Annotated in this window: 12 protein-coding genes and 3 tRNA genes; 11 read left to right on the forward strand and 4 right to left on the reverse strand. The window is 53.4% G+C overall.

All coding sequences use genetic code 11. The annotated features are described in order from the left end of the window. Position 1 precedes the first annotated feature (1 nt). Positions 2–1891, forward strand: a complete 1890-nt coding sequence (locus tag H1S06_RS10185; protein WP_181739810.1) for a propionyl-CoA synthetase — start codon at positions 2–4, stop codon at positions 1889–1891. A gap of 131 nt (positions 1892–2022) precedes the next feature. On the opposite strand, the gene H1S06_RS10190 is transcribed toward H1S06_RS10185, so the two are convergent. Beyond that, positions 2023–2463, reverse strand: a complete 441-nt coding sequence (locus tag H1S06_RS10190; RefSeq protein ID WP_181739812.1) for a hypothetical protein — start codon at positions 2461–2463, stop codon at positions 2023–2025. 254 nt (positions 2464–2717) lie between these two features. Between H1S06_RS10190 and H1S06_RS10195 the strand changes: the two genes are divergently transcribed. The 4 genes from H1S06_RS10195 to zapE all read left to right on the forward strand — a co-directional run bounded on the left by H1S06_RS10195 (position 2718) and on the right by zapE (position 6916). Continuing rightward, positions 2718–2903: a hypothetical protein gene (locus H1S06_RS10195; protein WP_181739814.1), complete on the forward strand. Its 186-nt coding sequence runs from the start codon at positions 2718–2720 to the stop codon at positions 2901–2903. Positions 2904–2961: 58 nt separating this feature from the next. Further along, positions 2962–4902, forward strand: a complete 1941-nt coding sequence (locus H1S06_RS10200) for a metallophosphoesterase family protein (protein ID WP_181739816.1) — start codon at positions 2962–2964, stop codon at positions 4900–4902. Between the two features lie 71 nt (positions 4903–4973). Further along, positions 4974–5807 (forward strand): ion transporter, encoded by an 834-nt coding sequence (locus H1S06_RS10205; protein ID WP_181739818.1) that lies wholly within the window; start codon positions 4974–4976, stop codon positions 5805–5807. Beyond that, positions 5807–6916 carry a cell division protein ZapE gene (gene zapE, locus H1S06_RS10210; protein WP_181739820.1) on the forward strand — a complete coding sequence of 370 codons (1110 nt, stop codon included), beginning with the start codon at positions 5807–5809 and terminating at the stop codon, positions 6914–6916. Before H1S06_RS10205 ends, zapE begins: the two co-directional genes overlap by 1 nt. A gap of 112 nt (positions 6917–7028) precedes the next feature. Here the strand turns inward: zapE and H1S06_RS10215 are convergent, their stop codons facing one another. After that, positions 7029–8246, reverse strand: coding sequence for an OprD family outer membrane porin (locus H1S06_RS10215; protein ID WP_181739822.1), 1218 nt, complete (start codon positions 8244–8246; stop codon positions 7029–7031). A gap of 331 nt (positions 8247–8577) precedes the next feature. On the opposite strand from H1S06_RS10215, the gene H1S06_RS10220 reads away from it, so the two are divergent. From H1S06_RS10220 to H1S06_RS10240, 5 genes are all read left to right on the forward strand, one after another. Further along, positions 8578–8949 (forward strand): diacylglycerol kinase, encoded by a 372-nt coding sequence (locus H1S06_RS10220; protein WP_407658777.1) that lies wholly within the window; start codon positions 8578–8580, stop codon positions 8947–8949. 91 nt (positions 8950–9040) lie between these two features. Then, positions 9041–10525, forward strand: coding sequence for a glutamate--tRNA ligase (gene gltX / locus H1S06_RS10225; RefSeq protein ID WP_181739826.1), 1485 nt, complete (start codon positions 9041–9043; stop codon positions 10523–10525). Between the two features lie 89 nt (positions 10526–10614). Then, positions 10615–10690, forward strand: a tRNA-Ala gene (locus H1S06_RS10230). A gap of 20 nt (positions 10691–10710) precedes the next feature. After that, positions 10711–10786: transfer RNA gene (locus H1S06_RS10235), tRNA-Glu, on the forward strand. A 30-nt stretch (positions 10787–10816) separates the two neighbouring features. Then, positions 10817–10892, forward strand: a tRNA-Ala gene (locus H1S06_RS10240). Positions 10893–10967: 75 nt separating this feature from the next. Here the strand turns inward: H1S06_RS10240 and H1S06_RS10245 are convergent. Next, entirely contained in the window at positions 10968–11381 is a 414-nt protein-coding gene (locus H1S06_RS10245; protein WP_181739828.1) for a TonB family protein, read from the reverse strand. Positions 11382–11519: 138 nt separating this feature from the next. On the opposite strand from H1S06_RS10245, the gene H1S06_RS10250 reads away from it, so the two are divergent. Next, entirely contained in the window at positions 11520–11939 is a 420-nt protein-coding gene (locus H1S06_RS10250) for a YccF domain-containing protein (RefSeq protein WP_220183838.1), read from the forward strand. A gap of 42 nt (positions 11940–11981) precedes the next feature. On the opposite strand, the gene H1S06_RS10255 is transcribed toward H1S06_RS10250, so the two are convergent. Further along, positions 11982–13454 (reverse strand): anion permease, encoded by a 1473-nt coding sequence (locus H1S06_RS10255; protein ID WP_181739830.1) that lies wholly within the window; start codon positions 13452–13454, stop codon positions 11982–11984. Positions 13455–14156: the final 702 nt, after the last annotated feature.

A 14156-nucleotide genomic window follows, 5' to 3' on the forward strand; every position in this document is an offset into this window, starting at 1 on the left:
CATGGATTACAACGAACAGTACCGGTCCGCGAGTGAAAGTCCGGAAGCATACTGGACAGAGCAGGCCAAACGGATTGCCTGGTTCACGCCGCCACAAACCCCCTTGACGATGACCGATTGGGGTACCTATAGCTGGTTTGCCGATGGTGAACTGAACAGCTGCTATCTGGCGGTCGATCATCAAATCGAACAGGGGCGTGGCGAACAGGTTGCGATTTATTATGACTCTCCTGTCAGCAATACCAAGGAAGCGATCACTTTCGGTGACCTGAAGGAGCGGGTTGCGCGCTTTGCCGGTGCTCTGCGCAAGCTGGGTGTGGAGAAAGGCAACACGGTTGTGATCTACATGCCGATGATACCGGAAGCGGCTGTCGCCATGCTGGCGTGCGCGCGTCTGGGGGCGGTGCACTCAGTCGTGTTTGGCGGCTTCGCGCCGAACGAGCTGGCCATTCGTATTGATGACGCCAAGCCCAAGGTCATTTTGACTGCATCCTGCGGTATCGAAGTCGAGAAGCAGATCGCATACAAGCCTTTAGTCGACAAGGCGATTGAGCTGGCCGAACACCAGCCGGAATACACGCTGGTATGCCAGCGCCCGATGCTGAAGGCTGAATTGGACCCGCGCCGTGATCTTGACTGGTATCAGGCACAGGAGGGGGTGGAGCCTGCCGAATGTGTGCCGGTGAAAGGGTCTGATCCCCTTTATATACTCTATACCTCGGGTACTACGGGGCAGCCGAAGGGGATTGTACGCGATAACGGTGGTTATGCCGTGGCGTTGCGATATGCCTTGAACAATGTTTATGGCATGAAGCCGGGTGACGTGTGGTGGGGGGCGTCCGATATCGGTTGGGTGGTGGGACACTCCTTTATTGTCTACGGCCCATTGATGGGGGGCTGTAGTGCCATTTTCTACGAAGGCAAACCGATTAAAACGCCGGACGCCAGCGCATTCTGGCGCATTATTGACGAGTACAAGGTCAATTCCATGTTCTGTGCGCCGACGGCTTATCGAGCCATCCGTAAGGAAGATCCCGAAGGCGTACTGTCAAAAGAGTACGACCTGAGCAGCCTGCGCTGGATTTTCGTTGCCGGCGAAAAACTGGATACCTCGACGTACCAATGGTTGCGTGAGTTGCTCAAGGTGCCGGTGATGGATCACTGGTGGCAGACCGAAACCGGGTGGCCGGTTACCGCACCGATGATGGGGTGGGACAATCCGTCGGAGCCGCGTGCCGGGTCCACTAACAAACCGATCCCCGGTTATGATATTCAGGTGCTGGATGGAGACGGCGAGCCTGTTGCTGCCGGTGACGCGGGGAATATTTGTATCAAGTTGCCGTTGCCGCCCGGCGTTGCCTGGAGCATCTGGAACAATAACGATCGTTTTGTCAGTTCATATCTGACAGCGTTTCCGGGCTACTACCATACGGGTGATGGCGGCTACAAGGATGAAGACAACTATGTCTACATCACCGGACGCACCGATGATGTTATTAATGTCTCGGGTCACCGCCTCTCGACCGGTGAAATGGAAGAAGTCGTATCGGCTCACCCCGCCGTGGCAGAATGTGCGGTTATCGGCATTGCCGATTCACTGAAAGGGCAGGTGCCGGTTGGTTTGATTGTGCTCAAGGCTGGCGTTGAGATCGAGGACGACCATTTGGAGCGGGAGCTAGTGGCGATGGTGCGTGAGCAGGTGGGGGCGCTGGCCTGTTTCCACCGTGCGATAGTGGTGCAGCGTCTGCCGAAAACGCGATCAGGCAAGATTCTGCGGGCCATTCTGCGTAAGATCGCCGCGAGTGAGGCGTACAAGATGCCGTCCACCATTGATGATGAAAGCATCCTGCCTGAAATAGAGCAGAAAATTCGTGAGGTGGGTATCGCCTGATACTAACCGGGGGGATAGCCTCCCCCCGGTTGTCAGTTGTGTTTCGTTGTTGCAAAACCTTCCATGGAAGGTCTCTCGGACTTGAGGGAAGTCATTCCCTCTTTTTTATCGCCCGACAGGACGTGGTCGGATTACCGGAAACGTGCTATCTCGTGGCATGTATCTTCAGCTGCCTTATGATGCAGCAGCTCGACGCGGTATTGATGACCGGTCAGGCGTTCCAGTGATTTTTCTATGAGTCCAAAACCAAAGAAGCAGATTGAACGCTGCCCGACAGGGGCCGATTCGACTTTGCCCAAATGATTGAACTCACAGCCCCTGATATGAATCTTGATGTGTTCGCCTTCGGGTTCGAGTGTGACCTGTTCGAAGGTTCCTATGCTGCTCAAGGCATCGCCGAGCAGGATGCAGGCCTCTTCGGTTGCCAGGTCCTGCGGCCAGTCTGGCCAAAGCTCTAGACTGCTGTGGGTACCCATGTCGCGCATGGTGGCATGGGCGCCCATACGGCCCAGCATATCAGACAAACCGGTGGAGATACGGGCGAGAATAACGTTTCTGGGGTCAACAGACATAATGCAACTCCTTGCATGGGAAAGATCCTGTTTCCGGCGCTGCGACCGGGATAAGGTCTACGCTAACACTGACGCATGAAGGCAACAATTAATGCATTAGGAAATTCTTTATTAGTTTGATCTGTATCGATTTGGCGCGTGAATGCCGCTGTACACAGCGAGTGAATGCTGAGGCTGGTTCTTGCTGCAGCCTGAAGGCACAATAGGCAGCGAGCAGAGCAATTCCGATCTGCATCCACCGAGGAGGGCCTTCCATGAGCCAGACAACACCCCATCCCAAATTTATCGAAGCTATGCGCCAACTGTCGGCAATGAGCGAAGAGGAGCGGTTATCGGAAGAAAACAAAGAGCTGTTCGAGCAGGCGATGAATTATGCCCCGCTGGATATTCAGCCTGCTTTAATGGCGATTCGTAAAAAATACGAAGACCCTCTGCACTGATACCCCATTCACTTTCGAGACAAGGGCCGGGTGCTTGCCATCCGGTCACTTTTTGGCAATGTTGACACCGATCGCTACATCCCCGACGAACTCCTTGCCCCCCGTCCTGGTGGGCCCCATTCTGCGTCGCATGACCCCTGAGGCCATAGCGCTCTGGTGTGTGACGACCCAACCTCTGCGTTTTGCATTGCAGCTGCAGGCAGCGGAGGTGTCCTATCTGGACCGACCGCTGACCACTGACGAGTGCTGGACACTGCAGATTGGTGAGCGGGCCTGGATTAACCTGTTGCAGATACAGCCTGATCAGGCCCTGCCAGTCGGTGTACGGATTGACTATGACTTGCGCATACGGACGGAAGGTGAGCAGACCTGGTGTTCAATCAGCGAGTGGGGGAGCGATCTGCTCTACCCCGGCGAGACCTTGCCCGGATTTGTGTTGCAAGCTCAGCTGAAATCAATGCTGCACGGCTCCTGCCGCAAGCCGCATCATCCTTCCCGGGATGGCCTGGCGCGTGCCGATGTCTGGGTTGAAGAACATCTGTCATCTCCGGATGACTGGCCAGCCGTGCTGATGCTCAGTGGCGATCAGCTCTATGCCGATGATGTGGCCGGCCCGTTTTTACATGCGGCACATCAACTGGGTGACCGATTGGGGTTGTGGGATGAGCGCCTGGAAGGTGGATCTGTATCCAGCGGTGCCGAGCTGCGCCGCAGCCCGCATTGTTATTATCAACGAGAACAGCTACTGCCCAAGGATCAATTGAGCCAAAACGTTAAGGAACGTTTTTTCGCGGGGGTGCGCAAGCCCATTTTTACCAGCGACTCGGCCCATAATCACCTGATTACCTTTGCTGAGGTCATGGCGAGCTATTGTCTTGTCTGGTCACCTCTGTCCTGGCAGGGATTGGAACTGACGCCGCCGGCTCTGCCTGAACGACATGCGGCTTTGTATACCAAAGAGCTGGATGCCATTTTGTGCTTCAAGGCACAATTGGGTCAGGCGCGGCGGGTTATGGCTCACCTGGCGACCTATATGATTTTTGATGACCATGATGTGACGGATGACTGGAACCTGTCAGCGGCCTGGGAAATGTCGGCCTATGGGCATCCCTTTTCACGTCAGATCATCGGCAATGCCATGATCGGTTATTTGTTGTGCCAGGGGGGTGGTAATGATCCGCACAAAATCCGCAAACATTTGGGCGAATATATCGAGTGCTGGCTGCGAACCGGGGAGGAAAACGATCATCATCAGCTGATCAGCGAACTCTTCGCTTTCCAGCGCTGGGATTATCTGATTCCAGTGGACCCCGGCGTGTTGGTGCTGGATACGCGTACTCGCCGTTGGCGTGCCGAGCGGAACCTGGCAAGCCCGTCAGGGCTAATGGACTGGGAGGCGTTGACGGAACTGCAGCAGCAATTACTGGATCGAAAGGCCGTGATTCTGGTGTCGCCGGCCCCCATTTTTGGGGTCAAGCTGATCGAGGCGATTCAGAAAATGTTCACCGCATGTGGTCAGCCTTTGATGGTCGATGCGGAAAACTGGATGGCGCATCCCGGTGCAGCCAATGTAATACTCAATATTTTCCGCCATACCCGCACTCCGGAGCATTTTGTGATTCTGTCGGGCGATGTACATTATTCGTTTGTGTACGATATCGAAATCAGGTTTCGCAAGGGTGGACCCAAAATCTGGCAGATCACCAGCAGTGGTCTGAAAAACGAATTCCCGCATCGGCTGCTGAAGATTTTCGATCGTCTCAACCGCTGGTTGTATGCACCGGCTTCTCCCTTGAACTGGTTTACCCGTCGCCGCTTGATGCGGGTCTCGCCACGACGTCCACAGGATGCGGCGGACGGGTGTCGTCTGGTCAATAATGCGGGGATCGGGCTGGTACGCTTTTCGGCAGATGGCGAACCGGAAGAAGTCTGGCAGCTGGGAGCGGATGGTCACGACGTTCGTTTTGATCTCAGCGATGAAGAAGAACATTGGGGCTGATAAGCCCCCGTCGTATATAATCCGCCGCAAAATATCCTCATTACTGATTCTGCTGTGGAGACACCGTTGTCATGAAGCTTTACTGGCATGGCCTGCAAGACGGGTTGGAGCGCTTGCGAGCCAACACAATATTTGAATCGTTTGTTATTGGCGTGATCATTGCTTCGGCATTACTGATTGGCGCCAAAACCTATGAGGAAGCTTCCCGGTTTGACCAGTGGCTGGTGTGGATGGATACGGCGGTTACGCTGTTTTTCCTGTTCGAAATTCTGGTGCGCATGGCGGCCGAAAAACGGTTTCTCAATTTTTTCCGTAATGGCTGGAATATCTTCGATTTTATAATCGTGGTGGCCAGTCTGGTCCCGATCAACGATTCCGAGATGGTACTGGTTGCGCGGTTGTTGCGCGTATTCAGGGTGTTGCGATTGGTATCGATGATTCCTGAGTTACGTATTTTGTTGGCGGCACTGGTGAAATCGATTCCGCGCATGGGATATGTGGCGCTGCTGATGTTTATCATCTTTTATATTTATGCCGCTATTGGCAGCTTCATGTTTAACGGCATCGATCCTGTATTGTGGGGCAATATCAGTATTTCAATGCTGACACTGTTTCGCGTGGCGACCTTTGAAGACTGGACCGACGTGATGTATGACACCATGGAAGTCTATCCCTACAGCTGGGTGTTTTACCTGACCTTCATTTTCCTGACCGCCTTCGTGTTTCTGAATATGATGATCGGCATCGTGTTGGATGTCATGCAAAAGGAAAGCGCTGCTGAACAGTTGGAGTCGGGGCAGGGTGAGGCGGCAGAAGTACATTGGATGCGTGAGCGGATGGCGTTGATGAGTGAACAGCTCGAGCGCATTGAGCGGCATCTGGAGCAGGACAAGAGGCAACAGTGATGGTTCAGAGCAGCCCGGTCTTACGCTATCGGCAGGCGCTACAGGATGGTTTCGTCAGTGATCCGGCACAGGCCCATGCGGTTGGTTTGTTACAGGACTGTTTTGAGCGGTTGCAGGTGCAGGCGGCAGATGTGTCCGGGCTTTATATGTGGGGGCGAGTGGGTCGCGGCAAAACCTGGCTGATGGATCTGTTTCAGTCGGATTTGAGCTGCGCGTCTCGTCGCCAGCATTATCACCATTTTATGCGTGACATCCACCAGCGATTGTTTCGTCTGAACGGAACGCCGGACCCGTTGACTGTAGTGGCACAAGAATTGGCTGCAGAGGTCAAGGTGCTGTGTCTGGATGAGTTTTTTGTTAACGATATCGGAGATGCCGTTGTTTTAGGGGGGCTGGTACAGCGCCTGTTCGATCAGGGGGTTGTGTTGGTATTGACGTCCAATCAGCCGCCTGAGCAGTTGTATTCAGAGGGACACAACCGCGAGCGGCTGCAGCCTGCCATTGACGCGATTCAGACACGGATGACGGTGTTTGCTCTGGATGGGGAGCAGGACCATCGGTTGCATCCAGGTATCAGTTGTCAGCGCTACTGGCTCCGTGAAGAGCAGCCTTCAGCCTTGAAGGACGTGTTTCGCACACAAAATAAAGGCCGCATTGGCAGGGGGCGCCTGGAACTCAACAATCGACCGGTCGATAGTCTTTGGCACGATGAACATCAAATCTGGTGTACCTACGATCAGTTGTGTGAAGCACCTCTGGCGGCAGCTGAATACATTGAACTCTGTGATCGCTTTGCTCATGTACTCTTGTCCGATGTGCCGGTACTGACCTGTCAGCAGCATGTGGCCGATATTGCCAGAGGCACTGAAGATGCTGTTCAGCTGGTGGCAGCCGGTGATCGAAGACTGCCGAAACTGACAGCCAAGGATAATGGTGTCCGACGTTTTATCGCTTTGGTGGACGAATGTTACGACCGTGGTGTGCCGCTTTGGATTGAAGCCGAGGTGGCCATGGATGAACTGTACCCTGACGGTCATTTGAGCTTTGCGTTTCGCAGAACGCTAAGTCGGCTTAGAGAAATGCAATTCAAGCGCTTTGGCAGAGGGTAACAGGAACAAGGTATTTAGCATCTACAGCGAGTCAGTGTTCGCAGTAACATGCCCTTGCTCTGACGAAAACGGGCCCGTCCGGACCCGTTCTGTGATTACCGCTATTGTCCAATCAAAGGACGTCGAAACCGTAGTTGGCGATCAGGCGAATTTCGTCGATATCCTGGCCGGCTTCGCTTTCAATGTGAGCGATGCGGGCGCGCAGTGCAAGGCCTTCGAGTGAGCCGGCCTGGAATACGTACTGTGCTTCCAGGTCGGTTTCGCTTTCTTTCAGATCATCATCCAGCGCGCCGTCGATGTCCCAGCCTTCGGTGTGGCGAGCCATCAGGCTCAGTCCGGGAACGGCAGATACGCTGTAGTCGGCACGAACCTGTACGGATTCTTCGTCGGCGTTATTGAAGTCCAGTACCTGTACGGAGTTCCAGGTCATCAGGACGTTGTTGTCGTTCTTGAAGCCGTCCCAGCTGTAATCATAGCCATCATCGCCACCCACTTTCTGGTAGGACAAGGTCAGAGCCAGGTCACCGGTAGTGTAGCGGCCGGCAAGGTTGAACAGGCTGGAGTCGTAGTCGCTGCCGTACAGGGCCCCATCGTCGGAGCCATCGTAGTAGTGTGCGTCGATCAGCAGGCTGTCACCATTGGCAAGCTTGATCGGGTAGGCGGCGTTTACATAGGTTTGACGCATGTAGTCGTCGGCCACACCATGAGCCAGGTGGACGCTCATGCCGTTTGCGAAAGTGTAACCGCCGCCCAGCAGGTACAGGTCGTAGTCTTCACCGTTGGCAGAGTATTTGTTGAACTTGGTGCCTGACATGCTGACAGCGCGGTCACTGTAAAGGGCGTACAGATCGGCTCCGCCAAGGTTGGCATCCAGTTTTACAGCTTGGGTCGAGCTGGGTGTGGAGCGTGAATCATCATCTTGCAACAGCGGGGTTGCCAATACCATGCGGCCTGCGCGGAGCATGGCGCTGTCACCCAGTTTTACTTTTACAAACGCCTGACCCAGCTTGGCATAGCTGTCGGTATGGCTGCCATCGGCTTTCAGCATGCCGATCTGTTCGTCAGCCTTGCGGCCATCCAGCTTCAACGCGCCGAATACAGAGGCATCAAAACCGATCAGGTTGTTGTAGTAGGGAGATACGTAATCAACACGGATCGCCTGAGAAGCTGCGACGCGGTCTTCGGCACCGTTGTGAAAATCGCGGTTAAAGTACAATGTGCGCAGGTTGATATTCAGACTGGGCTCGTCGGCTGCAAATGCAGCAGGTGCGGTTGCCAGGGTGCTGGCGGCGATGGCCAGGGCCAGCGGGGTCTTGTGCAGCGATTTCATAAAGATAACTCCAAGTCGGCCTGTTTCTATGATGAACAGGCTCATAGTATGTACATTTAGCAAGATGATAACGGCACGCATTGTAGTAAAAGGATAATTGATCCACAAACGAAGCGTCATTAAATCTTAATGCTGATATGCGATCAGCTTAAGAGGGTGGTCAGTTTGTTATAATCGGCGAGCGCCTGAAACGAGTATGCGAGGCGGCGAATGATGCATATATGTGCATAATGGCCTTCAGTCCGGGTGTGGCACCATTGCGTGGGAATGTTTTGGCTGGTATTGAGCGTTTTGACTGTCGTCAAGGGTGAAGTGAGGGAAGGGTGTGATAGTGACTAAAACAACCGGGTTGGCCCGGTTTTACCATGCAACACGTTACTCGATTAAAGGGATTCGTGCAGCCTATTGTAATGAGCCTGCTTTTCGTTATGAAAGCTGGGCGGCACTGGCGATGTTGCCGGCAGCGTTATGGGTTGCCCAGTCAGGACTGCAGTTGGGTCTGTTGATCAGTACGCTGTTGCTGGTCTTGATCATGGAACTGTTGAATACGGCCATTGAAGCGGTGGTCGATCGTGCAGGAACCGAGTTCAATACGCTTGCCGGTTTGGCCAAGGATTTGGGGTCGGCGGCGGTACTGTTTTCGTTGTTTATTACGGCCCTTATCTGGGGTGGTATTTTGTATGACAATTTTTTGGCCGGTTAGCGGGATTGGGGTGGCATGGTCGTCACCCCCGCTCACAGGCTATAATCACTTCTTTTTACCCAATCACAAACAGGACCGAGTACAGTAAATCATGACTGTTCGTACCCGTGTAGCGCCGTCTCCTACCGGTGATCCGCATGTCGGCACCGCTTATATCGCATTGTTCAACCTCGCGTTTGCTCGTCAGCACGGAGGGCAGTTCATTCTGCGTATCGAAGATACTGATCAGACCCGTAGTACCGATGAGTCGGAACAGGCGATTCTGGACTCGTTGCGCTGGCTGGGTCTTGAGTGGGATGAAGGGCCGGATATCGGGGGTGAGTATGGCCCCTATCGTCAGAGCGAGCGCAAGGACATGTACAAGGATTTCGCCATGCGCTTGGTGGAAGAGGGTACGGCGTTCCTGTGCTTCCGCACGGCTGAGGAGCTGGATGAGCTGCGTGAAACCCGTCGTCTGGAGGGTAAGCATACAGCGCTGAAGCAAAGTGATCTGGAGTTGCCACAAGCCGAGATCGAACGGCGGATGGCGGATGGCATGCCTTATGTCGTACGAATGAAGGTGCCTGAAGACGGCGTGTGTGTCATTGATGACATGCTGCGCGGGCCGATTGAGCTGGATTGGGGGCAGGTTGATGCCCAGATTTTGTTGAAATCGGATGGTATGCCGACATATCACTTGGCTAATGTGGTTGACGATCATCTGATGAAGATCACGCATGTGATTCGAGGGGAAGAGTGGATCAACTCGGCACCCAAGCATAAGTTGCTGTATCAGTACTTTGGCTGGGATATGCCGCAATTGTGTCATATGCCGCTGCTGCGTAACCCGGACAAGTCCAAGCTCTCCAAGCGCAAGAATCCGACCAGCATTCTGTACTATCAGCGTATGGGGTATCTGCCGGAGGCATTGCTGAACTATCTGGGTCGCATGGGCTGGTCCATGCCGGATGAGCGTGAGAAGTTTAACCGTGATGACATGTTCGCCAATTTCGATATACAGCGTGTGTCCTTGGGCGGGCCGGTTTTTGATCAGGAAAAATTGAGTTGGCTGAATGGCCTTTGGATTCGTGAGGAATTGTCGCCGGAGCAGTTTGCGGCCCAAGTTCAGAAATGGGCGTTGAATCCCGAATATCTGATGAAGATCGTGCCGTTGATCCAGCCGCGAGTGGAAAAGTTTTCGGATGTTGCCCCGTTGGCAGGTTTTTTCCTGAGTGGCATGTTGTCCATTAATGAGGCGGACTTTGAGCACAAAAAACTGGACATGGATGAGGTTCGTCGCATTCTTCAGTTCAGTGTCTGGCATATGGACCAGCAGCGTCATTGGGATAAGGACAGCTTGTTTGCCGAGTTGAAGGTGCTGGCGGATGGTATGGAGATCAAGATTCGTGACTTCCTGTTCCCGCTGTTTGTAGCGGTTTCGGGAACGGCGCACAGTGTTTCTGTTGTGGATGCCATGTCAATTCTGGGTGCCGATATGAGTCGCGCGCGTTTGCGTCACGCACTGGACGTGGTAGGCGTGCCGTCAAAGAAAGAGACCAAGCGTCTCGAGAAAGAGTACCGTGCGCTAACCGCATGATTCGTCTAAATATTTTTTGCAGGAAATCTGCAGAAAATGTTTGACAGAGCAGGGAGGGGCTATTAATATACGCCCCGTCCTGTGACGAAGGGGCCTTAGCTCAGCTGGGAGAGCGCAACACTGGCAGTGTTGAGGTCAGCGGTTCGATCCCGCTAGGCTCCACCAAAATCGTCATGTACCACAGCGTCCCATTCGTCTAGTGGCCTAGGACACCGCCCTTTCACGGCGGTAACAGGGGTTCGAACCCCCTATGGGACGCCATTTCTACAGACATTGTGTCTGACCCAATGTGGGGCCTTAGCTCAGCTGGGAGAGCGCGACACTGGCAGTGTCGAGGTCAGCGGTTCGATCCCGCTAGGCTCCACCACATCATATATTCCTTGAACCACCACGCTTCAACTCATGATAGTTTGCTTGTCTGATGTATTTGTCCGCAAGCGGTCTATTTGACATGGCCTGTATGGAATTGGATTTTGATCATCTTCATGTGCTGCTTGAAGGTTGTATCATCCATATTTTTGACGATGTCAAAGGGAGTGGCGTGACGGGTGGCTTTCAGTATTGAGTCATCAAACGCCGGGTTGCCGCTGGATTTCGAAATGGCTGCTGTATGCAGAGAGCCGTCCCGGTTGAGCTGTAATTGAAGAGTTGCGCTTGTCTTGCCATTTATCATTCGTGGAATTCGCCACTGCTGCCCGATGGATGCATGTATGTGCAGGACTGCGCTGCGAAACTTTTCGTGTTGTCGGGTGTTTTCTGCATTGTGAGTGTTGGCGGTGTTGATCTGCTGTGTGCCAGCATATAGAGATGTTGCGGTCGTGATTGCCAGTATGGCGAGGAGTGTTCGGATTTGCATGAGAGGCTCCACGTCAATGCGGTTGTATTGTGTTACAGAGTTTGGGAGGCATCCAGTTTTCGGGTGTCGAGGCTGGAAAAGTGGTATTTTGTCAGCTTCATGGAATTGGAGCTGTTTTGTTATTGGGAGTGAATAATCATGCTGCGTGTATTGGGTAATATCCTCTGGTTTTTGATGGGTGGTGTGGTGATGGGGCTGGCCTGGTGGCTGGTTGGGGTGCTGGCGCTGGTGACGATTGTGGGTATCCCCTGGGCAAAATCATGTTTTGTGATTGGGGCCTTTGCGTTTTTTCCGTTTGGTAAAGAGCCGGTAAATCGGAAGGTTTTGACGGGCGAAGATGATATAGGAACGGGAGCGCTGGGTATGCTGGGGAATGTAATCTGGTTTGTACTGGCGGGTATCTGGTTGGCCATAGGTCATCTGATGTCGGCGGTGGCATGCTTTGTGACGATTATCGGCATTCCCTTCGGCATTCAGCACCTTAAGCTGGCGCTGATCGCGCTGGCTCCGGTTGGGCAGACCGTGGTCGACAGTGATCGGCAGCGTTGGGTGAATTGAGGGGGCTGGCGGTCAGAAAGTCTGCCGCCAGCTGTTTCTGGGTTACCAGTAGCCCAGGGCTTTCCACCAGAGACCGCCGATAAGAGTCCAGATGAGAAGGTTGACCAGGCTCATAATGAATCCGGCGCGCCACCACTCGCCCAAGGTGACATAGTTGGAGCCGAAGATAACGGGTGATGTCCCGGTCGCGTAATGGGTCAGGGTCATCATGATGGATGATGCTGCGGCCATCATGAGCACGAATGGCATTGCGGGTGCTCCCAGTGCCAACCCTACAGTCAGGAAGGCTCCCATCATGGCTGTGATGTGGGCCGTTGTGCTGGCAAAAAAGTAGTGTGAGTAGAGAAATATCAAGATCAGCAATGCGCTGGCGCTCTGCCAGCCGAGCCCTGCTTGTGCGATGGCGCTTTGAATGCTGTCGGAAAACCAGGTGATAACACCCAGGTGGTTCAGCTGGGAAGCCATCATAACCAGTGCGCCAAACCAGACCAGGGTATCCCAGGCACTTTTTTCGCTGAGAATATCCTGCCAGGTTAGAACGCCTGTTAAAAGGAGTATAGACAGGCCGATAAAGGCGGTCGTAGTGGCGTTCACCTGATAGCTATCGCCCAGCAGCCACATGGGAATATCGGCCCATAGCAGTAGCAGGATGACGAATACGCCCAGCATGATTTTTTCGCCGCGGGTAATCTGGCCCAGCTCTGACAGTTTTTGGCGGGCGAAGCAGGCAGCATTGTCTGTTTTGCGTATTTCGGGTGTGAAAAAGTAATACAGAACCAGCGGCATGAGCAAGATAGCGACCAGGCCTGGTAGCAACATGGCCAGTGCCCAGGTGGTCCAGCTCAGGCTGATGTCGGCTCCGGTGGCATCAGCAATCAGCTTGACGGTTAGTGGGTTGGGGGCTGTTGCTGTGATGAACATGGCCGAGGTGATCGGGTTTGCATGGTAATTGACAAGGGCCAGATATTTACCGATTTTGCCGGTATTGTTGTTTTCGGGAGTGGAGTTAAAGCTGCGGGCGATGGACAGCATGATTGGATGAATGATGCCGCCGCCGCGTGCCGTGTTGCTGGGTGTGACAGGGGCCAGAGTGAGTTCGGACAGTGCCAGGGCATATCCTATACCCAGTGTTCGTTTGCCGAACAGAGCAATGAAGTAGTAGCCGATGCGTGCGCCCAGCCCTGTTTTGATCAGACCTCTGGAGATCATGATGGCGATGGCAATCAGCCAGATCAGAGGACTGGTGAAGCTGCTGAGAGCGTCCTTGATAGCGGTGCCGGGATGACTGCTGGTGACACCGGATGTGGCGACCATGGCGATAGCGACAATGGAAAGGGCGCCAATAGGCATGGCTTTGCCAATAATGGCTGCGATGGTGCCGATGAACATGGCAAGCATAAGCCAGCCCTGATCGTTGACGGCAGCCGGTTGCGGCAGTAGCCAAATGGTAATGCCGATGGCAATTGCAATGAGAGCCGGTATCGGTCGGAGGTCGGAACGTGAGTCTAGGGGCATGGTTACTCCATTACTGCAGACGGGATGGGGCGATTATTGCGATCCCTTGTGGAGCTGTCCAATCAAAAACTGTTTAAGCCAATCTGGATCAATGTGAAATGCTGATCGTCGTATCAGTTTTTATCAGGTGCTGCAGTATTTACGCCAGGCGGGGTAACCAGCCCGGGAAGCTGGGTTCCCAGTGCTCATACAGACGCACAAGTTCAGTGCCACAGTTTTTGCAGCGGTAGATGGGGTGGGAGCGATGCTGATTGATTTTAATCATCGCCTGGTGTGGGGAAAGGCATGTGCCCATTAAATTACGGCAATCACGACATTCAGTCATTTATTCCAACACCTTAATTATAATAATTAATGGTATATATTATGTATATACATTAGTTGTTATAAGACGTGTTGTGAAGGGGTGTATAATGAATAAATTATGACAATTCAGTTTTGCATTAATTGATTTTCATAAGTGGCGGTCGGGTGCGTAAAGGATTGTCGATAGTCGGAGAGCGGTTCCCAGCGGTCGTGTTCGTGCAGATAGAAAGCGTGACAGAGGGTGCACTTGAGCAGTTCGCTATTGCTGATATGGCTGATTGTCTCAAGCCTGGGGTGGCGCTGGCCTGTTCGGATGAGTTGTTGACAGAGAGGGCATTGGCACGGCATGTTCAACTCCTTTTGAACGCTTGCACAACGAATAACTATAAAGGAGTT

The organism is Marinobacterium marinum, assembly GCF_013868415.1.
GTDB lineage: Bacteria > Pseudomonadota > Gammaproteobacteria > Pseudomonadales > Balneatricaceae > Marinobacterium > Marinobacterium marinum.